The organism is Pseudomonas sp. Irchel 3E13, assembly GCF_900187455.1.
Lineage (GTDB): Bacteria > Pseudomonadota > Gammaproteobacteria > Pseudomonadales > Pseudomonadaceae > Aquipseudomonas.
Map to the genome: position 1 here is coordinate 1 of NZ_FYDX01000025.1, position 19,702 is coordinate 19,702.

The window sequence follows — 19,702 nt, forward strand, 5'->3', positions numbered from 1 at the left end:
CGATTACATCGAGATGTTCTATAACCCTAAACGCCGACACAGCAGTGCTATGCAGCTGTCTCCAGTAGAGTATGAGAAACGCTATTTCCTGAGCTTGGAGAGTGTCTAGGAAACCAGGGGCGATTCATAGTCAGCCATTACCTGGGCCGCACGCTTCTGCTCCTTGCGCTGGCCGCAGGGATTGATGCCTTCCGCAACCAGCGCACGCGCTTCATCCCGGCTGGCGCGCGCCTCCTTGAGGCCGACCTGCGGATAGCTACCCAGAGACATGCGTTGCTGCCTGCCAAACCAGTAGTGTAAGCGCCCGGCGAACTCACCTTGCGTGAGTCAGGCCGGCACCCACTGATGCGGCAGCAATTGCCCGATCTCACTGGCCCGCTGTGTCGGCAGCCGTGTCAGCACATCCTTGAGATAGGCATACGGATCATGCCCATTCATGCGTGCCGATTGGATCAGGCTCATGATTGCAGCCGCCCGTTTGCCACTGCGCAGCGACCCGGCAAACAACCAGTTCGAGCGACCAAGTGCCCATCGTCGTATCTGATTCTCGACTTGGTTGTTGTCGATGGGCACAGCCCCATCGTCCAGGTAGCGCGTCAGCGCTACCCAGCGTTTCAGGCTGTAATCGAGGGCTTTAGCTGTGGCTGATCCGTTGGGCACCAAGTCACGCTGGGCCAACATCCAGTCATGCAGTGTTTTGATGATCGGTACCGCCATTTCCTGACGTATTCGCCAACGATCTTCATCACTCATGTCCCGCGCTTGGCGTTCGACCTCGTACAACCCGCCAATCGAGTGCAGCGCTTGTTCGGCCAGCTGACTTTTGTTCGCCACGTGCAGATCGAAAAACTTGCGACGAGCGTGAGTCATACAGCCGATTTCAGTGATGCCTTGCTCAAAACCGGCCTTGTATCCAGCGAAGTCGTCGCAGACCAGCTTGCCCTTCCAATCACCCAGGAAGTTGCGTGCGTGCTCGCCAGCACGGCTTGGGCTGAAGTCGTAAACCACCGCTTTGAGCGCCGAAAACGGCGTAGTGCTGTAGGCCCAGACGTAGGCCCGGTGGGTTTTCTTCTCGCCCGGCGCAAGCATTTGCACGGGTGTTTCATCGGCGTGGATCACGCCCTGGCTCAGCACTGCTTCACGCAACGCATCGACCAGCGGGTGGAGTCGCACGCCGGCTTGCCCGACCCACTGGGCCAAGGTCGAGCGAGCGATTGCCAGCCCGGCGCGGCCAAAGATTTTCTCCTGCCGATACAGCGGCAGGTGATCGGCAAATTTGGCCACCATCACGTGAGCCAGCAAGCCTGCGGTCGGGATACCTTTGTCTATAACCTGCGCCGGTACCGGCGCCTGGATTAGTGTTTCGCACTGACGGCAGGCCCATTTGCCACGCACATGTTGCTCGACGGTAAACACGCCCGGCGTGTAATCCAGCTTCTCGCTAACGTCTTCACCGATGCGTTGAAGTTGGCAGCCACAGGCACACTGGGTGCTTTCTGGTTCATGACGAATCACCTTACGTGGAAACTGCGGCGGTAATGGCGCACGTTTGGGTGACTGCCGTAGTTCGGCCTGTGGCGCTGCTGGGAGGAGCTGTTTTAGCTCGGCCTCGATAGCTTCAAGGTCTGTGTCGAGCAGGTCATCCAGCAAGCTGCTTTGCGCTGGACTGATTTGCTCGCTGCGCTTGGCAAACTTGTGCCGTTTGAGCAGGGCAATTTCGTAAGTGAGCTGCTCAATGACGATTTGATCGTTCTGGATCTTTCTGCTCATCGCCTCGACCTGGGACTGCAACTGCAACGCCTGTGCCGCCAAGGCACGAAGCTGTTCCGGGGTCATCTGGTCGAGGTTGGGCGAGGAAGTCATGCCGCCGATTGTGCCAGAGCAGGCACGGGGCAACGACAAGTAGACCGGCCAAATGGCCGGCGTTTACAGCAGGCGGATCACACCGCCTGCACCGACGCGCTGCCATGGCAGGCCCAGCACCAAGGCCTGGAGTTGTTCGCTGTCGAGTTCGACCTCGCAGCCATGGCGAATGCCAGGCCAGTGGAACTTGCCTTGATTCAGTCGTCGCGCGGCAAGCCAGACTCCCACGCCGTCGTGCACCAACACTTTCATTCGGTTAGCCCGGCGATTGGCGAACAAGTAAGCGCAGTGCGGCTTCGCCGCACCGAACACCGCGATCACCCGGGCTAATGCCGTCTCGGTGCCGGCGCGCATGTCCATGGGGTCGGTGGCCAGCCAGATCGCATCGATGCGGATCATTGAACAACAGCCCGGATAAATTGTGCGCAGCCCTCGGGATCTGAGGTTGGCCATTTCACCGTGATCACTTGCCCAGCCATGGGCAACTCGATGATCACTGACGTTTCGGCTGGCCGTTTAGGTGCGGCTTTTAGCGGGACGAATGCCGGTAGTGAAGCTGCTGCGGGCGGGTCTCGAAAGAACGGCATCCATTTGCGGATGACGTTGGCATTAATGCCGTGGCTGATGGCGACACTGGACACAGTTGCGCCAGGTTGCAGGCATTCCTGAACGACCTGGGCTTTGAATGGTTTCGGATAAGAGCTTCGTTGGCGCATGGAAATCCTGGCAATAAGGGTGATCGCGTCCGCTTAAAAATACGCGGACACCATCGCCCTTAATGCTGGAGTTCGGAAGGTGACTTGGCCGGACGCTTACCCAGTAGTAGCGGAAATGCCAGATCTTGCTGCCGCCTGAAGAGACGTAGAGGGACAGCCCATCGGCGTCAGTGAGGGAGTAAGTGGTGCCGGTGACCCGGGCATGCCGGACGGCCATATCAGAAAGTGCCATAACAAGCTCCTGAGCGGGGTCAGGAACCAGATGCTTGTCACATTGCCCAAGCAGCTCCAGCGTCAATCCGCTTCAGCATCCCACCGGATCAGGCACTGAATTCGTGTACTTAATCGTGTACTTAAAATGCGCGGATACTGGTGGTTTTCAGCGGTTTCGGCAGAAACGAAAAAAGGACCCGAAGGTCCTTTTTTCTTGGCTACAGCACTCTATTGAATCCTGTAGCGCCATGTTTGGAGCGGGAAACGAGACTCGAACTCGCGACCCCGACCTTGGCAAGGTCGTGCTCTACCAACTGAGCTATTCCCGCGTCGTCTTGATGGTGGCCATTTTATAGTTTTGAAATATTTCGTCAACCCCTTGATTCAAAAAAGTTTTATTTTTTTTCTGAACCTTCCCGCAGGTGCGGCCAGGCGGCCCGCAGGTACTGCACCATCGACCAGAGGGTCAGGCCCGCGGCGATAATCAACAAGGCATAACCCAGAACCACCCAGGTGCTGAGCGTCGCCGGGTTGGCCAGCAAGATGACCAGCGCCAGCATCTGCGCCGCGGTCTTCCATTTGCCCAGATTCGACACCGCGACATGCGCCCTCGCCCCGATCTCGGCCATCCATTCGCGCAACGCGGAAACGACGATCTCACGACCGATGATCACCGCCGCCGGCAAGGTCAGCCACAAGTTGGCGTGAACCTGCACCAGCAGCACCAGCGCCACCGCGACCATCAGCTTATCGGCCACCGGATCGAGGAAGGCCCCGAACGGCGTGCTCTGCTCCAGGCGCCTGGCCAGGTAGCCGTCGAGCCAGTCAGTGGCGGCGGCAATGGCGAATACGCTACTGGCAGCTACATAGCTCCAGTGGTACGGCACGTAGAACAGCAGAATGAAGATCGGGATGAGCAGGACACGAAGAACGGTAAGCAGATTCGGAATATTCATCGGGACAACTGGCTGCGAGGTGAGCGGGCATTCTACTCGCTATGCAGGCTGTCATAAATCGACTCGGCGAGCTTTTTGCTGATTCCCGGTGCCTTGGCGATTTCTTTCGCGCTGGCGCGGGATAATTCCTGCAAGCCACCGAAGTGTTTGAGCAGGTCGCGACGGCGTTTTGGCCCGACGCCCGCCACATCTTCCAGACTCGAGGTACGCCGCGCCTTGCCACGCCGGGCACGGTGGCCGGTGATGGCGAAGCGGTGGGCTTCATCGCGAATCTGCTGGATCAGGTGCAGCGCCGGCGAGTCGCCGCGCAGGGTGAATTCGTGCTGGACGTCGTTGAGGTACAGCGTCTCGAAACCGGCCTTGCGGGTCACGCCCTTGGCCACGCCGAGCAGGGTCAGGTCCGGCACGGCCAGCGCCTGCATGACATCGCGGGCCATGTTCAACTGGCCCTTGCCGCCGTCCACCAGCAAGACGTCCGGCAGTTTGCCTTCGCCATCCTTGATCCGACCGAAGCGCCGGGTCAGGGCCTGCTGCATGGCGGCGTAATCATCGCCAGCAGTCACGCCTTCGATGTTGTAGCGACGGTAGTCGGACTTCAGCGGTCCTTCCGGGCCGAACACCACGCAGGACGCCACGGTGGCTTCGCCGCTGGAGTGACTGATGTCGTAGCACTCCAGGCGCTGCGGCACTTCCGGCAAGCCCAGCACCTCAGCCAGCGCCTCGAAGCGCGACGCCATATGTTGACGGTTGGCCAGGCGCGCACCCAATGCCTGCTCGGCGTTGGTCACGGCCAGTTGCTGCCAGCGGGCGCGGGTTCCGCGAACCCGGTGGCTGATGGCCAGCTCGCGACCGCGCAGGGTTTCCAGCGCCGAGCGCAGCGCATCGAAGTCTTCGTGCACCACGTTGACGATCAATTCCGCCGGCAGCTCGCGCTCGGCGTTGCCCAGGTAGTACTGGGCGAGGAAGGCCGACATGACTTCGGCCACCTCCTCCTCGATGCCCACCTGGGGAAAGAAATTCTTACTGCCCAGCACTCGCCCGCCACGCACGCTGATCAGGTGGACACAGGCGCCGCCTGGGTTGACGAAGGCCGCCACTACGTCCACGTCGCCACTGCCGCCCTCCATGCTCTGCTGGTCCTGGACCCGCCGCAGCAGGGCGATCTGGTCGCGCAGTTCGGCGGCCTTTTCGAACTCCAGGCTCATCGCGGCCTTTTCCATGTCGGCATTGAGTTCGTTGGTCAGTTGATGGCTTCGCCCCTCGAGGAACATCACCGAGTGACGTATGTCCTCGGCATACTCTTCTGGCTCGACAAAACCGACGCAAGGCGCCTTGCAACGCTTGATCTGATATTGCAGGCAAGGCCGGGTGCGGTTGGCGTAGTAGCTGTCCTCGCACTGACGAACATGAAACGCTTTCTGCAGCAGGCTCAGGCTTTCGCGGATCGCCCCAGCGCTGGGATAAGGCCCGAAGTACCGGCCCTTCTGTTTCTTGGCGCCACGGTGGATGCCCAGCCGTGGGAAAGCGCCGTCAGACAGGAACACATAGGGATAGGACTTATCGTCGCGCAGCAGGATGTTGTAGGGCGGGCGCCATTCCTTGATGAGGTTCTGCTCAAGCAGCAGGGCCTCGGTTTCGCTGGCGACGATGGTGGTCTCGACCTGAGCGATATGACCAACCAACGCCGCCGTCTTCGGCGCCAGGCCGGTCTTGCGAAAGTAGCTGGCCAGGCGCTTCTTGAGGTTCTTGGCCTTGCCGACATAAAGCAGGCGGCCGTCCGCGTCGAACATCCGGTAGACACCCGGACGGCCGCTGCAGGTCGCTAGAAAAGCACTTGGATCAAACGCGGGGGTCATGTTCAGAGGTTGGCGTCAACCATGCCGTGGCGGACGGCCAGCAAGGTGAGTTCCACATCGCTGGTGACCGAAAGTTTCTCGAATATCCGGTAACGGTACGTGTTCACGGTTTTCGGCGACAAGCACAGCTTGTCGGAAATGATCTGGACCTTCTGACAACCAACGATCATCAGTGCGATCTGGATCTCCCGTTCCGACAGGCTGTCGAACGGCGAGGCGTTCTTGGGCTCGAAGGATTTGAGCGCCAGTTGCTGGGCGATCTGCGGACTGATGTAGCGCTGGCCGGCGAAAACCAGACGAATGGCCTGGACCATTTCGTCGAGACCGGCGCCCTTGGTCAGATAGCCAGCGGCACCGGCCTGCAACAGGCGCGTGGGAAACGGATCTTCCTCGCAGACGGTCACTGCAACCACCTTGATGTCAGGGTGGCTGCGCAACAGTTTGCGGGTCGCTTCAAGGCCGCCGATACCGGGCATTTTCACGTCCATCAGGACCACATCGGGCTTGAGCTCGCGGGTGACCTTCAGCGCCGTTTCACCGGAATCGGCCTCGCCCACTACCTGCAGACCGTCGATGTCGGCCAGCATGCGGGTAATACCGGTACGAACCAGATCGTGATCATCGACCACCAGAACCCTAATCAAGCAGACACCTCGCCTTACGGTCTGAATTGGATCCCGCCACCTTATCAAAAAATTGCGTGGTGGACCTAACAGAATGCGTCACAAATATGACGTCAAATTACATAAATTCGACTACGAAAACGCCACTTGTCTGATCAGGCAGATACCACTTTGCCTACAGGCTTTGGAATTGTTCCTGCCAGACTCTCAAGCAAATGTCTTACAGCCTGCTGATCCGCGGGCTGTAGCCGCCGGTAGCAGTCCAACAGGTGATTCTCGCCGGGACGCAGATTGTCCAGCACGGCCGGGGTCGGCACCCCACTCAGTACATAGAGGGCATCGACGCCGTTGGCCGCCACTGCGGCCAGGTAATCAGCCCGCGGCGTACGTTCGCCGCTTTCATACTTGCCTTGAGCGTTGGGCTCCACGCCACCGATGTCACCGAAAGCTCGCTGGGTGAGACCCAACCGCTCGCGCTCTGCCCTGAGACGTAATCCTATTCCCTTCATTTGAATACATATTCCTTTGCAATACACCCACTAAAGGGTAGAAAACCCGGCACATCCGCTGCGCCGTCAACAATCTTGAACTATGCACGGGATGCGATTTGCAGCACAAGACGCCCTGCCCCTTTCGATGCGGGTCAATGCGACGTTAGTTGCATACGCACGAAACATTCGTCCTCGCCCTGCTCTACAAAGCCTTCGCGCAGATAGAGGTGGCGGGCCGGATTGCTCTTGAACACGGTCAAGCGCAGCCACCGCAACCGCCGCTGCGCAGCCCAGGCGTCAAGTTCCCGCAACACCCAAGCGCCAATACCTTGGCCCCGCGCCGACTCGACTATATGCAATTCGCGGATATACAGCGCCTTGCCGTCCTGGCTCAGGCTGCAAAAACCCACCAACACCTCGCCGTCCATCACCCGCCATTGCTCACGCCAGTTCCAGGCCTGGTCGAATGCCTCATCCAGCCACAACAGATTGTACTGGCAGTAGTAGCGCAGCATCCCGCGCCGGGTCAGGTCACGGGCGAAAGGCAGGTGTTCCGCGCTGGCGGGAGTGAGGTGAAGATTCACGGGGCGTCCTTCTGGTTGCCGCTGAGCTTAGCGATTGCCCATGGGGTTTCGTTGATCCCCGTCAGGGTGGCTGCTGAAGGCAATTGTATGCTGGCTTTGTGCCAGGCATGAGCCTGAAATTCCACTCCGGACCCTCTCATGACGACCCAGACCAGCGCTATCCCCCCCGTGGACGCGCACGTTGCATCCCCTCTCAAGACGCGTTCGAGCCGTACCCCTACCGTCCTGTTCTTCAGCCTGTTGATCGGCGCCCTGCTCTACACCGCCTGGAGCCTGTTTCGCGACATCGATGCCAGCGGCACGGTGATCACCACCTGGACCCCGTTCCTGCTGCTCGGCCTGGCGTTGTTGATCGCCCTGGGCTTCGAGTTCGTCAACGGCTTTCACGACACCGCCAACGCCGTCGCCACGGTGATCTATACCCACTCGCTGCCGGCGCGCTTCGCGGTGGTCTGGTCGGGCTGCTGGAATTTCCTCGGCGTGCTGTTTTCCAGCGGCGCCGTGGCGTTCGGCATCATCGCCCTGCTGCCGGTTGAGCTGATCCTGCAGGTCGGCTCCTCGGCCGGCTTTGCCATGGTTTTCGCCCTGCTGCTGGCGGCGATCATCTGGAACCTGAGCACCTGGTGGCTGGGTTTGCCGGCGTCTTCGTCCCACACCCTGATCGGATCGATCATCGGCGTCGGCGTGGCGAATGCGCTGATGCACGGTCGCGACGGCACCAGTGGCGTCGACTGGACCCAAGCCAGCAAGGTCGGCTATTCGCTGCTGTTTTCGCCGCTGATCGGTTTCGCCTGCGCCGCGCTGTTGTTGCTGGCCTTGCGCAAGCTGGTCAAGCACAAGGCGCTGTACCAGGCGCCAGTGGGCAACACGCCACCGCCGTGGTGGATTCGCGGCCTGCTGATCGTCACCTGCACCGGGGTGTCCTTTGCCCACGGTTCGAATGACGGGCAGAAAGGCATGGGCCTGATCATGCTGATCCTGGTCGGCACCCTGCCGATGGCCTACGCGCTGAACCGCACCATGCCGGAGGAGCAATCGCAGCAGTTCGTGGCGATGGCCGAGACCACTAGCGTGGCGCTGGCCAGCCATGCCAGGCAAGCGGCGCCCGCCGATGCGCGACAGACCTTGACCGCGTTCATCCGCAGCCCCGCTCCGAGCCCGGAACTGATCCCCGCGCTGGCCGAACTTGCCGGCACCATCGGCCGCCAGGTGGGCAGCTACGGTTCGCTGGCCGGCATTCCGGCCGAGGCCATGGGCAACGTGCGCAACGACATGTACCTGACCAGCGAAGCGATCCGCCTGATGGACAAGCACAAGCTGCTGGATGTCGATCCCGATACCCGGCGCACCGTGCACCTGTTCCAGAAGCAAGTGGACGACGCCACCCGCTTCATTCCGCTGTGGGTCAAGGTGGCCGTGGCCATTGCCCTCGGGCTGGGCACCATGGTCGGCTGGAAACGTATCGTGGTGACGGTGGGCGAGAAGATCGGCAAGACCCATCTGACCTACGCCCAGGGAGCCTCCGCCGAGTTGGTGGCGATGTGCACCATTGGCGCGGCGGACCATTTCGGCCTGCCGGTCTCGACCACCCACGTGTTGTCGTCGGGGGTCGCCGGCTGCATGGTGGCCAACGGTTCGGGCCTGCAGGGCCGGACCATCCTCAACCTGGCGATGGCCTGGGTGCTGACCCTGCCGATCTCGATCCTGCTGTCGGGCAGCCTGTACTGGCTGCTGACCCGCCTGATCTGATCAGATCTGCGCCGCGTCGCTGCGGCGCAATTCGCCGATTTTCTCCAGGCGTGCCCGGACGATATTGCGGCTGATGTTCAGCAGCCGTCCGGTCTGCAACTGGTTGCCGTGGCAGAACCGGTAGGCGGTGCGGAACACGGTTTCTTCGATGTGCTCGTAGAGCTCCGGAATGTTCTGTTCGAACAGCGCGGTCAACGCCGCTTCCAGATCCGGCGGTGCAGCCGGCAGGCGCAGCGGCAAGGCATGCTCCTCGACGCGCACACCCATCGGACGCATGTCCACCAGGTGCAGGTCGCCCGGTTGCACCACCTGCTGACGGCAGACCAGCAAGGCGTGGTGAATAGCGTTTTCCAGCTCGCGGATGTTGCCCGGCCAACTGTGCGCCAGCAGCTTGCGTTCGCTTTCCGGGCTCAGGCTGGCGCGGCTGTAGCCGAGGCGCTGGCAGTGTTCTTCGACGAAGAATTCGGCCAGCGGCAGGATATCGCCGGGCCGCTCGCGCAGTGGCGGCAGGCGGATGGTCGCGACGTGCAGGCGGTAGAACAGGTCTTCACGGAAATTCCCCGCCACCACCGCGTCGGCGAGGTTGACGTTGGTCGCCGCCACCAGCCGCACGTTGATCGGGACCGGCGTGCGCGAGCCGAGGCGCACCACTTCGCGCTCCTGCAGCACCCGCAGTAACTTGACCTGCATGTTCAGCGGCAGATCGCCGATCTCATCGAGGAACAAAGTGCCGCCGTTGGCCGCCTCGAACCAGCCGGCCTTGGCGTTGGTGGCGCCGGTGAAGGCGCCCTTCTCGTGGCCGAACAGTTCGCTCTCCACCAGGCTTTCGGCGAAGGCCCCGCAGTTGACCGCGACGAACGGCTCGCGACCGCGTCGGCTCAATTGATGAATATGGCGCGCCACCAGCTCCTTGCCGGTACCGGTCTCGCCGATGATCAGCGTGTTGGCTTCGCTGGGCGCCAGGCGCTCGATGCGGCTGAGCAGTTCCTGGGACCGAGGGTCCTTGAACACCAGTACGGTGGCGCGAACGGATTTGGTCAGCTCGCGAGCGTTGGGATGGGTAAGCAGCGACATAAAGGCATTCCTGGCATGGGTGGCGCGCCTTCATAGTGCACGAAACAAATTAGAACAAATAATTATTAATTTGCATTTGAATATTCCAAAAACAGCTAACACATCAAACTGCTGCCCCAGCAGCAACCGGGCAACACCCGTTGCTCAACGGCCAGCACGCCAGGCAACAGTGGCGCTTCCGTATTTCTTCTGAAAGCCCCGCAATCCGTGGCTTACAGGCTATTTCCAGACAATTGGCATGGGTTTCGCTCTAAGGCTGGGGACTGCCTTTTCTTCAAGGACCCTTCATGAAACTCCCGCACAAGCTGGCCTTCGGGCTGAGTCTGCTGACCCTCTCCCTCAGCGCCTTCGCCGCCGACACCTACGCACCAAAACCCGACCCGCAGCAAGGCGATGGCCGTGTCTCGGCGTTCTACACCTGGGAAAAGGCCATTCCGGCGACACCGGGCAAGCTGCTGCGCAGCGAGCCACTGGAAAACACCCTCGCCCTGCCCGGCTCGGCGAAGCAACTGCGCATTCTTTACAGCTCCACCGACGGCATCGACGGCAAGACCCCGGTCGCGGTGTCCGGCGCGCTGTTCATTCCCCAGGGCAAGGCGCCGGAAGGCGGCTGGCCGGTGGTCACCTGGGGCCACGGCACCGTTGGCGTGGCGGATATCTGCGCGCCGTCCTGGGCCGGGCGTTCCTACCGTGACGTGCAGTACCTGGCGCGCTGGCTGAGCGAGGGCTACGCCATCGTCGCCACCGACTATCAGGGCCTCGGCGTACCCGGCGGCCATCCGCTGCTGAACAACCGCATGGCCGCCTACGGCATCCTCGACGCAGCGCGGGCGGTGATCGGCGGCGTGCCGGGGCTCGCCAACAAGGTGCTGGTGCTCGGCCAGTCCCAGGGTGGCGCCGGCGCCTTCGCCTCGGCCGCCTACGCGCCGACCTACGCCCCCGACCTGGGCCTGAAAGGCAGCGTCGGCACCGGCGTGATCTACACCGTCGGCGAGAAGAACGTCGGCGAGCAGGACCCGAACAAGGTCGACGCCGCCCTCGCCTACGGCTTCTACACCCTGCTCGCGGCGCAGCAGTACAACCCGGACATCAACCCGCGTGACTTCTACACCGACAAGGCCCTGCCGCTGTTCGAACAGGCGCGCACCAGTTGCCTGTCGTCGCTGGTCTCGGACGTCATCGGCACCGGCCTGACTCCGGCCAACAGCCGCAAGGTCAACGACGGCGCACAACTGAAAGCCTGGCAGGCGCAGGTCAGCTACCCGACGCTGAAACTGGCGCAGCCGATCTTCATCGGCACCGGTGCCGAGGACAAGACGCCCGCCGCCTCCACCCAGGTGGCGCTGATGCAGGACGCCTGCAAGGCCGGTTCGGTGGTCGAGGGCCATCTGTACAAGGGCCTGGGCCACAGCGAGACGGTGAACGCCTCGCTCAAGGACTCGCTGCCGTTCGCCCGCAAGGTGTTCAGCGGCCAGCCTGTTGCGCCCGTCTGCAACCCCACCGTGCAATAAGGACTTCGCCATGAGTATCGAATTCTTCACCCGCCTGCCCCTTCACGGCGAAACCCAGTTCCTCCCCGGCGACCCGCGCAACCGCGGCGACTGGCATGCCGGCGGCGACAGCACCGGCGCGGTGTCCGGTTTCAGTGTCGGCGACCACTTCACCTACATCGATTACCTCGGGCAGATCGCCAGGGCCGCCGAGATCAACAACTTCGGCGGCGTGCTGATGGTCAACGCGCCCTACGGCGAAGAGCCGTGGACGGTGTGCTCGCTGCTGGCCCGGGAAACCCGCACGTTGAGTTACGTCGCGGCGTTCCAGCCGTACCACTACACGCCGTGGGTGGCCGCGCAACAGGCCGCCACCTACCAGCGCGCCACCGGCAACCGGCTGATCTGGAACATCATCAACGGTGGCTCCGACACGGTGCAGCGCCAGGTCGGCGACTTCAGCGACCACGACGAGCGCTACGCCCGCGCCACCGAGTTCATGGATGTGGTCAAGGGCTACTGGCATTCGGAAAACTTCCACTATGACGGCCACTTCTACAAAGCCCAGGGCGGCGGCCTGCGCGGCCCGCAGAAAAAAGCCGAGTTGCCGCTGATCTGCACCGCCGGCTCATCGAACGCCGGCCGCGAGTTCGCCGCCAAGCACGCGGATTTCTACCTGATGCGCGCCGAGCATCCGGACGAGATTCGCAAGCTGATCGCCGATATCCGCGCGCGGGCCTTGAAGTACGGGCGCAGTGATATCCGCTTCGGTTTGTCCATCGATGTCATTACCCGCGAGACCGAAAAACTGGCGCATGTCGAAGCCAAGCGCTTCTTCGATGAAGGCGTGGCCAAGAACACCATCAAGGCCGCCGCCGCGCACGCCGGGCTGCGTAGCGCGCGCAAGCTGAGTTATGAAGAGGAATACGGCAGCCGCGAGGAAAGCCGTCAGTTCGATGACTTCTTCATTTACCCCAATGTCTGGGCGGGGTTCGGCTACATCGGCATTCCGCCGGGGCTGGCGCTGGTGGGCAGCTACGAAAACGTGGTGGCGCGGATTCGCGAGTACAACGAACTGGGGATCGATGTGTTCTTCCTGGCGGGGTATCCGCATCTGGAAGAGGCGTATCGGTTGGGGGAACACATTCTTCCGCACTTCCGCGGGGAGCGGGAAAAACTGCGGCGGGTGGCGGTGCCTGAGTTGAAGGTGGCTGGCTGAGAAATCTGTCTGACTTGTCCGGCCTCATCGCCAAACTGCGACGATGAGGCCATCAGCAACACCATCACCTCAACGTAACCCGCCCTGCCGCTGCCGATACTCCCCCGGCGTCACCTGCGCATACCGCAGGAAAAACCGGCTGAAATACGCCGGGTCCTTGAACCCCAGGCTGTAGCAGATCTCGTTCGCCGAGCTACCGGTGAACAACAGCAGTCGCTTGGCTTCCTGCATCAGCCGCTCCAGGACCAGTCGCTTGGACGGCAGGTCGGCGATGCGTCGGCAGATGTCGTTGAGCCGCGCCTCGGTCACGCCAATCCCCTCGGCATAACGCGACAGCGGCCAGTGCTCCAGGTAATGCGCTTCGATCAGCTCGTTGAAGCGATGGAAAATCAGCAAGTCCTCATGCCGCGTGGAGCGTGCCGGCAGTGAGCGGGCACACAGGCGCAACAGGCTGATCATGATCAGCCGCGTCAGGCTGTGCAGCGCCGCGCCGCGACCTGCTTCGTCGCCATTCACTTCGCCATGCAGCAACTCGAACAGCCGTTCGAGCCGCTGCGCCTCAGCCGCGAAATTACCTTCCAGCCCCGTCAATGCCACGCACGCCGGCGCCACTTGCGGTCCCGGCGCGAGCCCCGGGTCGGCTTCCAGTAACTGCCAGACAAGCTGCTGGCGCACGGTCAGCACGTGGCCGTCGGCGTCCGGCTCGGTGACGAATGAATGCGGAATGGTCGGCGGCGTGAGGAAGAACATCGGCCCGGATTCGACGTACTGCCGGTCATCCAGATAGACCCGCACCGTGCCCGACTTGACGTAGTGCACCTGGAAAAAACGGTCGTGGCGGTGCACCGGCATGTTGCGACCGAAGAAGCCGGCCAGATTGCCGAGCTTGTCGTAGTGCACTTCCGAATCGCTGTAGCGCTGGTCGTAGACCTGACCGATGTTGATGTTGGGGATCGGCGTGCGATCGCTCATGGCTCTGTACCCGTCGTACCGCGTGTTGTTCTGCGCGCAGCTTAACGCCGCACGGATGAAACGGCAGCTTGCATTTCATTAACATCTTAATTATAACGTTAACACATTAACAATTATCCCCCGCGGGGCACCCGATGCCCTGCCCTTGTCAGGAGAAGAGCATGAGCCGTGCCCTGCATGACGCTGCCACCGGCACCCTGTTCGGCGTTGCGCTGAACTACAAGGGGCTGCTGGAACAGCGTCTCGCCGAATTCGAACAGGCGCCGTACCAGAAGCCACCGGTCAAGCCGGTGCTGTTCATCAAGACCCCCAACACCCGTAATGGCCACGGCCAGCCGGTGGTTTATCCAAAGGGCGTCGAACACCTGCAGGCCGGCCCGGCACTGGGCGTGGTTATCGGCAAGCGCGCCAGCCGCGTCAGCGCCGAGCAGGCGCTGGAGCACGTTGCCGGTTTCACCATCGTCAACGAGTTCAGCCTGCCGGAAGAGAGCTACTACCGCCCCGCGGTCAAGGCCAAATGCCGCGACGGCTTCTGTGTGATCGGCCCGGAACTGGTGCCCGTTGAGCAGATCGCCGACCCGCACAGCCTGGATATCCGCCTGTTCATCAACGGCGAAGTCCGCCAGCAGAACAGCACCGCCAACCTGGTGCGCGGCATTCCGCAATTGATCGCGGAAATCACCGAGTTCATGACCCTGCATGAAGGCGACGTGCTGATCACCGGCACCCCTGAAGGCCGCGCCGACGTCAAGCCGGGCGACCACGTCGAAATCGAAATCACCGGACTGGGCCGCCTGGCCAACCCCATCGTTGCCGAGGAGGAGTCGCACTGATGAAACACGCTCGTATCCGTTTCCAGGGCGATGTCCACGCGGTCACCGTCGAAGCCGACAACGCCGTGCGCCTGGCCGATGGCCGACTGATCGCCGAAGACCAGGTCGAGTGGCTGCCGCCCGCCAACGGCAACATGTTCGCCCTGGGCCTGAACTACGCCGACCACGCCGCCGAGCTGGCCTTCGCGCCGCCGACCGAGCCGCTGGCGTTCGTCAAATCGCCGGGCACCTACACCGGCCACAACCAGATCACCTGGCGCCCGGACAACATCAAGTACATGCACTACGAGTGCGAACTGGTGGCCGTGATCGGCAAGCCGGCGCGCAACGTCAAGCGCGAGGACGCCCTGGAGTACCTGGCCGGCTACACCGTGTGCAACGACTACGCCATCCGCGATTACCTCGAGAACTACTACCGCCCCAACCTGCGGGTGAAGAACCGCGACGCCACGACCCCGGTCGGTCCGTGGATCGTCGATGTGGCCGACGTGCCGGACCCGTCGAAGCTGACCCTGCGCACCTGGATCAACGGTGAGCTGAAACAGGAAGGCACCACCGCGGACATGATCTTCGACATCCCTTACCTGATCGAATACCTGTCCAGCTTCATGACCCTGCAACCGGGCGACATGATCGCCACCGGCACGCCGGAAGGCCTGGCCGACGTGGTGCCGGGCGATGAAGTGGTGGTGGAAGTGGAAGGCGTGGGCCGTCTGGTCAACCGAATCGTCAGCGAAGCCGAGTTCTTCGCTCAGTACAACAAAGAGGCGTGAGCAGCATGATCAAGCACTGGATCAACGGCCGTGAGGTCGAAAGCAAAGACACCTTCGTCAACTACAACCCGGCCACCGGCGAAGCCATCGGCGAAGTCGCCAGCGGCGGTGCCGAGGAAGTCGCCCAGGCCGTTGCCGCGGCGAAAGAAGCCTTCCCGAAATGGGCCAACACCCCGGCCAAGGAACGTGCCCGCCTGATGCGCAAGCTGGGCGAGCTGATCGAGCAGAACGTGCCGAAACTGGCCGAGCTGGAAACCCTCGATACCGGCCTGCCGATCCACCAGACCAAGAACGTGCTGATCCCGCGTGCCTCGCACAACTTCGATTTCTTCGCCGAAGTCTGCACCCGCATGGACGGCCACACCTACCCGGTCGACGACCAGATGCTCAACTACACCCTGTACCAGCCGGTGGGTGTGTGTGGCCTGGTGTCGCCGTGGAACGTGCCGTTCATGACCGCCACCTGGAAGACCGCGCCGTGCCTGGCACTGGGCAACACCGCGGTACTGAAGATGAGCGAACTGTCGCCGCTGACCGCCAACGAACTGGGTCGCCTGGCCGTTGAAGCCGGCATCCCCAACGGCGTGCTGAACGTGATCCAGGGCTACGGCGCCACCGCCGGCGACGCGCTGGTCCGTCACCCGGACGTGCGTGCGATTTCCTTCACCGGCGGCACCGCCACCGGCAAGAAAATCATGCAGACCGCCGGCCTGAAAAAGTACTCCATGGAACTGGGCGGCAAGTCGCCGGTGCTGATTTTCGAAGATGCCGATCTGGAACGTGCGCTGGACGCCGCGCTGTTCACCATCTTCTCGCTGAACGGCGAACGCTGCACCGCCGGCAGCCGGATCTTCATCCAGGAAAGCGTGTACCCGCAGTTCGTCGCCGAGTTCGCCGCCCGCGCCAAGCGCCTGATCGTCGGGGACCCGACCGATCCGAAAACCCAGGTCGGCTCGATGATCACCCAGGCCCACTACGACAAGGTGACCGGCTACATCCGCATCGGCATCGAGGAAGGCGCCACCCTGCTCGCCGGTGGCCTGGAGCGTCCGGCCAACCTGCCGGCGCACCTGGCCAAAGGTCAGTTCATCCAGCCGACCGTGTTCGCTGACGTGAACAACAAGATGCGCATCGCCCAGGAAGAAATCTTCGGCCCGGTGGTCTGCCTGATCCCGTTCAAGGACGAAGCCGAAGCGCTGCAACTGGCCAACGACACCGAATACGGCCTGGCCTCGTACATCTGGACCCAGGACATCGGCAAGGCCCACCGCCTGGCCCGCGGCATCGAAGCCGGCATGGTGTTCATCAACAGCCAGAACGTCCGCGACCTGCGCCAGCCATTCGGCGGCGTGAAGGGCTCGGGCACCGGTCGCGAAGGCGGTCAGTACAGCTTCGAAGTGTTCGCCGAAATCAAGAACGTGTGCATCTCGATGGGCAGCCACCACATTCCGCGCTGGGGTGTGTAAGGGCTAGCAACTCCCCTCCTGTAGGAGCGAGCTTGCTCGCGAACGACCGCGAAGCGGTCGCAAATCCTGGTAACACCGGTTTGGGGCTGCTGCGCAGCCCTTCGCGACGGTTCGGCGCTCCGACAAGCTCGCTCCTACAGGGGATTCCCGTGCGAGAACAAAAGAAGAACAACAGAATCAGGAGTTCCATCATGGGCGAAGTCGTCCTGGCAGCCAAAGTCTGCCACGTCCCCTCGATGTACCTGTCCGAACTGCCGGGCAAGCACCACGGCTGCCGTGAAGCGGCCATCGCCGGGCACAAGGAAATCGGTCGCCGGGCCCGCGAACTGGGCGCCGACACCGCGGTGGTGTTCGATGTGCACTGGCTGGTCAACAGCGCGTACCACATCAACTGCGGCGAGCACTTCAAGGGTGTCTACACCAGCAACGAGCTGCCGCATTTCATCAAGGACATGGAATTCGAATACCCCGGCTGCCCCGAGCTGGGCGAGTTGATCGCCGCCGAGGCCAACGCCGCCGGCGTGCGTACCCAGGCCCACAACATCGCGAGCCTGGAGCTGGAATACGGCACCCTGGTGCCGATGCGCTACATGCACATGGGCGTGCCGGAAAGCGAGCGCCTGAAGGTCGTTTCCATCGCCGCCTGGTGCGCATGGCACCGCCTGGAAGACAGCCTGGCGTTCGGCGCCGCGGTCCGCCGCGCCATCGAGAAGAGCGACCGCAAGGTGCTGGTGCTGGCCTCCGGCTCGCTGTCCCACCGCTTCTCCGACGACCGCAACGCCGAAGCCAACATCCATAACTGGACCCGCGAATTCGACAAGCAAGTCGACATGCGCGTGGTGGAGCTGTGGAAGCAAGGTCGCTTCAAAGAGTTCTGCGCGATGCTCCCCGACTACGCCGCGCACTGCTACGGCGAAGGCGGCATGCACGACACCGCGATGCTGCTCGGCCTGCTCGGCGGCGCCGACTACGACAAGCCGGTGGAAGTGCTGACCGAAGCCTTCGGCAGCTCCGGCACCGGTCAGATCAACGCGATCTTCCCGGTCTGATTTCCCAAGGAGTTCCCATGCCGCACTTCATCGCTGAAATCACCGACAACATCGAACAGCAGGCCGACCTGCCGGGCCTGTTCGAAAAAGTCCACGCCACCCTCGGCGCCAGCGGCGTGTTTCCGCTCGGCGGCATCCGCAGCCGCGCGGTGCGCCTGGACACCTGGCGCATGGCCGACGGCAAGCACGACTACGCCTTCGTCCACATGACCCTGAAAGTCGGCCACGGCCGCGACCTGGAAACCCGTACCCAGGTCGCCGAGCAACTGTTCGCGGTCATCACCGAACACTTCGCCGCGCTGCAGGCCGAGCGCTTGCTGGCGCTGTCGTTCGAAATGATCGAGCTGCACCCGCAACTGAACTTCAAGCAGAACAACGTCCACGCGTTTCTCAACAACCAGGCGGGCTGAACCCTCCCGCCTGTAACACCCACGGCCACTCTGACAAAAAAGAAAAAATCATGAGCACAGCCAATACCGCAGATACCGTAGCACTCGGGCGTCAAGACTCGACCCACTCCACCATCACCTGGCGGCTGATGCCGTTGCTGCTGGTGTGTTACCTGTTCGCCCACCTGGACCGCATCAACATCGGCTTCGCCAAGATGCAGATGAGCACCGACCTGCACTTCAGCGACACGGTGTATGGCTTCGGCGCCGGCCTGTTCTTCATCGCCTACGCAATGTTCGGCGTGCCGAGCAATATGGCCCTGGACCGTGTCGGCCCGCGTCGCTGGATCGCCACGCTGATGGTGGTCTGGGGCGCCCTGTCCACCAGCATGCTGCTGGTGGAAACCTCCACCGGTTTCTATGTGCTGCGCTTCCTCCTGGGCGTGGCCGAGGCGGGCTTCTTCCCGGGCATTCTGGTCTACCTCAACCGTTGGTACCCGGCCCGTCGCCGCGCGCAGATCACCGCGCTGTTCGCCATCGCCGTGCCCATGGCCGGCGTGGTCGGCGGCCCGCTGTCCGGCGGCATCCTCGAACTGTTCCATGACGCGGCCGGCCTGCGCGGCTGGCAGTGGATGTTCCTGCTTGAAGGCGCTCCCGTCATCCTGCTCGGTCTGGTAGTGCTCAAGTGCCTGCCGGACAACTTCAACAGCGTCAGCTGGCTGAGCGACGAGCAGAAACGCGGCCTGCGCGAAGAGCTCAACCAGGAAGAACAACGCAAGTCGATCACCTCCTTCGGCGGGCTTTTCAGCGATGTGCGGGTCTGGCTGCTGGTCGCGGTGTATTGCGCGGTAATGCTGGCGGTGAACACCCTGGCCTTCTGGATGCCGACCCTGATCCACGGCGCCGGCATCGGCAGCGACGGCCGCGTCGGCCTGCTCAGCGCCGTGCCGTACCTGGCGGGTTGCTTCTTCATGATCGCCTGCGGCCGCTCCTCGGACCGCCGCCGCGAGCGCCGCTGGCACCTCTGCGTGCCGCTGCTGATGTCCGCCTTCGGGATCGCCGTGGCCGGTATTGCGCCGGACAACGCCATCCTGGTGATGGGAGGCCTGATCATCGCCGGCATGGGCGCCAGCGCCGCACTGCCGATGTTCTGGCAACTGCCGCCGGCCTTCCTGTCCAACACCACCCAGGCGGCGGGCATCGGCCTGATCAGTTCCCTGGGCAGCATCGCCTCGTTCTCCGCCCCTTACCTGATCGGCTGGATGCGCGACACCACCCACAGCGCCAGCCTCGCCCTGTACGTGCTGGCCGTTTTCATCACACTCGGCGGCTTGCTGGTGCTGCGCACCAACGCCGCCACCGTCAACCCTCAGTAAGAGATTCGAT

Annotated in this window: 20 protein-coding genes, 1 tRNA gene and 1 pseudogene; 10 read left to right on the top strand and 12 right to left on the bottom strand. The window is 62.5% G+C overall.

Annotation, left to right across the window (positions count from 1 at the left end):
• Positions 1-109, top strand: a 109-nt coding sequence (locus CKW37_RS30275) for an IS3 family transposase (protein ID WP_135192744.1), incomplete at its 5' end; no start/stop codon positions are given.
• Here the strand turns inward: CKW37_RS30275 and CKW37_RS30280 are convergent.
• From CKW37_RS30280 to CKW37_RS30330, 10 genes and pseudogenes are all read right to left on the bottom strand, one after another.
• A pseudogene (locus CKW37_RS30280) lies at positions 106-288 on the bottom strand (Arm DNA-binding domain-containing protein); the annotation flags it as partial. The gene CKW37_RS30275 and the pseudogene CKW37_RS30280 sit on opposite strands and share 4 nt — an antisense overlap.
• A 39-nt stretch (positions 289-327) precedes the next feature.
• Positions 328-1,863: an IS66 family transposase gene (locus CKW37_RS30285; RefSeq protein ID WP_095159781.1), complete on the bottom strand. Its 1,536-nt coding sequence runs from the start codon at positions 1,861-1,863 to the stop codon at positions 328-330.
• Between the two features lie 63 nt (positions 1,864-1,926).
• A complete protein-coding gene (gene tnpB, locus CKW37_RS33385) occupies positions 1,927-2,262 on the bottom strand; it encodes an IS66 family insertion sequence element accessory protein TnpB (protein WP_159985346.1) in 336 nt (111 codons plus the stop codon).
• A complete protein-coding gene (locus CKW37_RS30295) occupies positions 2,259-2,579 on the bottom strand; it encodes a transposase (protein ID WP_095159782.1) in 321 nt (106 codons plus the stop codon). The genes tnpB and CKW37_RS30295 overlap by 4 nt, the downstream gene beginning before the upstream one ends.
• 466 nt (positions 2,580-3,045) lie before the next feature.
• Positions 3,046-3,121: transfer RNA gene (locus tag CKW37_RS30305), tRNA-Gly, on the bottom strand.
• A gap of 66 nt (positions 3,122-3,187) precedes the next feature.
• Positions 3,188-3,748: a CDP-diacylglycerol--glycerol-3-phosphate 3-phosphatidyltransferase gene (gene pgsA, locus CKW37_RS30310; protein WP_095159783.1), complete on the bottom strand. Its 561-nt coding sequence runs from the start codon at positions 3,746-3,748 to the stop codon at positions 3,188-3,190.
• A 32-nt stretch (positions 3,749-3,780) separates the two neighbouring features.
• Entirely contained in the window at positions 3,781-5,604 is a 1,824-nt protein-coding gene (gene uvrC / locus CKW37_RS30315) for an excinuclease ABC subunit UvrC (protein WP_095159784.1), read from the bottom strand.
• Positions 5,605-5,606: 2 nt separating this feature from the next.
• Positions 5,607-6,248, bottom strand: a complete 642-nt coding sequence (uvrY, locus tag CKW37_RS30320; protein WP_095159785.1) for a UvrY/SirA/GacA family response regulator transcription factor — start codon at positions 6,246-6,248, stop codon at positions 5,607-5,609.
• Positions 6,249-6,382: 134 nt separating this feature from the next.
• Complete coding sequence (locus CKW37_RS30325; RefSeq protein WP_095159786.1) at positions 6,383-6,736, bottom strand: helix-turn-helix domain-containing protein; 354 nt, start codon at positions 6,734-6,736, stop codon at positions 6,383-6,385.
• A 134-nt stretch (positions 6,737-6,870) separates the two neighbouring features.
• Positions 6,871-7,302 carry a GNAT family N-acetyltransferase gene (locus CKW37_RS30330; RefSeq protein WP_177454502.1) on the bottom strand — a complete coding sequence of 144 codons (432 nt, stop codon included), beginning with the start codon at positions 7,300-7,302 and terminating at the stop codon, positions 6,871-6,873.
• Positions 7,303-7,440: 138 nt separating this feature from the next.
• Here CKW37_RS30330 and CKW37_RS30335 point away from each other — a divergent pair, with 138 nt between their 5' ends.
• The gene (locus tag CKW37_RS30335) at positions 7,441-9,051 is read left to right on the top strand and encodes an inorganic phosphate transporter (RefSeq protein ID WP_095159787.1); all 1,611 of its coding nucleotides are present in this window, start codon (positions 7,441-7,443) and stop codon (positions 9,049-9,051) included.
• Here the strand turns inward: CKW37_RS30335 and CKW37_RS30340 are convergent, their stop codons facing one another.
• Complete coding sequence (locus tag CKW37_RS30340) at positions 9,052-10,125, bottom strand: sigma-54-dependent Fis family transcriptional regulator (RefSeq protein WP_095159788.1); 1,074 nt, start codon at positions 10,123-10,125, stop codon at positions 9,052-9,054.
• A gap of 287 nt (positions 10,126-10,412) precedes the next feature.
• Between CKW37_RS30340 and CKW37_RS30345 the strand changes: the two genes are divergently transcribed.
• Together CKW37_RS30345 and CKW37_RS30350 are read left to right on the top strand one after the other, a co-directional pair.
• On the top strand, positions 10,413-11,636 hold the full coding sequence (locus tag CKW37_RS30345; protein ID WP_095159789.1) for a lipase family protein: 1,224 nt from the start codon (positions 10,413-10,415) through the stop codon (positions 11,634-11,636).
• A 10-nt stretch (positions 11,637-11,646) separates the two neighbouring features.
• Positions 11,647-12,834 carry an LLM class flavin-dependent oxidoreductase gene (locus tag CKW37_RS30350; protein WP_095159790.1) on the top strand — a complete coding sequence of 396 codons (1,188 nt, stop codon included), beginning with the start codon at positions 11,647-11,649 and terminating at the stop codon, positions 12,832-12,834.
• 69 nt (positions 12,835-12,903) lie between these two features.
• Here the strand turns inward: CKW37_RS30350 and hpaA are convergent, their stop codons facing one another.
• The gene (gene hpaA / locus CKW37_RS30355) at positions 12,904-13,806 is read right to left on the bottom strand and encodes a 4-hydroxyphenylacetate catabolism regulatory protein HpaA (protein WP_095159791.1); all 903 of its coding nucleotides are present in this window, start codon (positions 13,804-13,806) and stop codon (positions 12,904-12,906) included.
• 161 nt (positions 13,807-13,967) lie between these two features.
• On the opposite strand from hpaA, the gene CKW37_RS30360 reads away from it, so the two are divergent.
• The 6 genes from CKW37_RS30360 (at position 13,968) to CKW37_RS30385 (ending at position 19,692) form a co-directional block, all read left to right on the top strand.
• A complete protein-coding gene (locus tag CKW37_RS30360; protein WP_095159792.1) occupies positions 13,968-14,639 on the top strand; it encodes a fumarylacetoacetate hydrolase family protein in 672 nt (223 codons plus the stop codon).
• A complete protein-coding gene (locus tag CKW37_RS30365; protein ID WP_095159793.1) occupies positions 14,639-15,412 on the top strand; it encodes a fumarylacetoacetate hydrolase family protein in 774 nt (257 codons plus the stop codon). Before CKW37_RS30360 ends, CKW37_RS30365 begins: the two co-directional genes overlap by 1 nt.
• Positions 15,413-15,417: 5 nt before the next feature.
• Positions 15,418-16,878 (top strand): 5-carboxymethyl-2-hydroxymuconate semialdehyde dehydrogenase, encoded by a 1,461-nt coding sequence (gene hpaE, locus CKW37_RS30370; protein ID WP_095159794.1) that lies wholly within the window; start codon positions 15,418-15,420, stop codon positions 16,876-16,878.
• Positions 16,879-17,069: 191 nt separating this feature from the next.
• The gene (gene hpaD / locus CKW37_RS30375) at positions 17,070-17,927 is read left to right on the top strand and encodes a 3,4-dihydroxyphenylacetate 2,3-dioxygenase (protein WP_095159795.1); all 858 of its coding nucleotides are present in this window, start codon (positions 17,070-17,072) and stop codon (positions 17,925-17,927) included.
• 17 nt (positions 17,928-17,944) lie between these two features.
• Positions 17,945-18,337, top strand: coding sequence for a 5-carboxymethyl-2-hydroxymuconate isomerase (locus CKW37_RS30380; protein ID WP_095159796.1), 393 nt, complete (start codon positions 17,945-17,947; stop codon positions 18,335-18,337).
• A 50-nt stretch (positions 18,338-18,387) separates the two neighbouring features.
• Entirely contained in the window at positions 18,388-19,692 is a 1,305-nt protein-coding gene (locus CKW37_RS30385) for an MFS transporter (RefSeq protein ID WP_095159797.1), read from the top strand.
• The last annotated feature ends 10 nt before the right edge of the window (positions 19,693-19,702 follow it).

What these genes read in the sequence shown, in the direction of transcription:
- CKW37_RS30285 (WP_095159781.1), bottom strand. Translation starts at nt 1,863, where the DNA reads ATGACTTCCTCGCCCAACCTCGACCAGATGACCCCGGAACAGCTTCGT.
- tnpB (WP_159985346.1), bottom strand. Translation starts at nt 2,262, where the DNA reads ATGATCCGCATCGATGCGATCTGGCTGGCCACCGACCCCATGGACATG.
- CKW37_RS30295 (WP_095159782.1), bottom strand. Translation starts at nt 2,579, where the DNA reads ATGCGCCAACGAAGCTCTTATCCGAAACCATTCAAAGCCCAGGTCGTT.
- pgsA (WP_095159783.1), bottom strand. Translation starts at nt 3,748, where the DNA reads ATGAATATTCCGAATCTGCTTACCGTTCTTCGTGTCCTGCTCATCCCG.
- uvrC (WP_095159784.1), bottom strand. Translation starts at nt 5,604, where the DNA reads ATGACCCCCGCGTTTGATCCAAGTGCTTTTCTAGCGACCTGCAGCGGC.
- CKW37_RS30325 (WP_095159786.1), bottom strand. Translation starts at nt 6,736, where the DNA reads ATGAAGGGAATAGGATTACGTCTCAGGGCAGAGCGCGAGCGGTTGGGT.
- CKW37_RS30335 (WP_095159787.1), top strand. Translation starts at nt 7,441, where the DNA reads ATGACGACCCAGACCAGCGCTATCCCCCCCGTGGACGCGCACGTTGCA.
- CKW37_RS30340 (WP_095159788.1), bottom strand. Translation starts at nt 10,125, where the DNA reads ATGTCGCTGCTTACCCATCCCAACGCTCGCGAGCTGACCAAATCCGTT.
- CKW37_RS30345 (WP_095159789.1), top strand. Translation starts at nt 10,413, where the DNA reads ATGAAACTCCCGCACAAGCTGGCCTTCGGGCTGAGTCTGCTGACCCTC.
- CKW37_RS30350 (WP_095159790.1), top strand. Translation starts at nt 11,647, where the DNA reads ATGAGTATCGAATTCTTCACCCGCCTGCCCCTTCACGGCGAAACCCAG.
- hpaA (WP_095159791.1), bottom strand. Translation starts at nt 13,806, where the DNA reads ATGAGCGATCGCACGCCGATCCCCAACATCAACATCGGTCAGGTCTAC.
- CKW37_RS30360 (WP_095159792.1), top strand. Translation starts at nt 13,968, where the DNA reads ATGAGCCGTGCCCTGCATGACGCTGCCACCGGCACCCTGTTCGGCGTT.
- CKW37_RS30365 (WP_095159793.1), top strand. Translation starts at nt 14,639, where the DNA reads ATGAAACACGCTCGTATCCGTTTCCAGGGCGATGTCCACGCGGTCACC.
- hpaE (WP_095159794.1), top strand. Translation starts at nt 15,418, where the DNA reads ATGATCAAGCACTGGATCAACGGCCGTGAGGTCGAAAGCAAAGACACC.
- hpaD (WP_095159795.1), top strand. Translation starts at nt 17,070, where the DNA reads ATGGGCGAAGTCGTCCTGGCAGCCAAAGTCTGCCACGTCCCCTCGATG.
- CKW37_RS30380 (WP_095159796.1), top strand. Translation starts at nt 17,945, where the DNA reads ATGCCGCACTTCATCGCTGAAATCACCGACAACATCGAACAGCAGGCC.
- CKW37_RS30385 (WP_095159797.1), top strand. Translation starts at nt 18,388, where the DNA reads ATGAGCACAGCCAATACCGCAGATACCGTAGCACTCGGGCGTCAAGAC.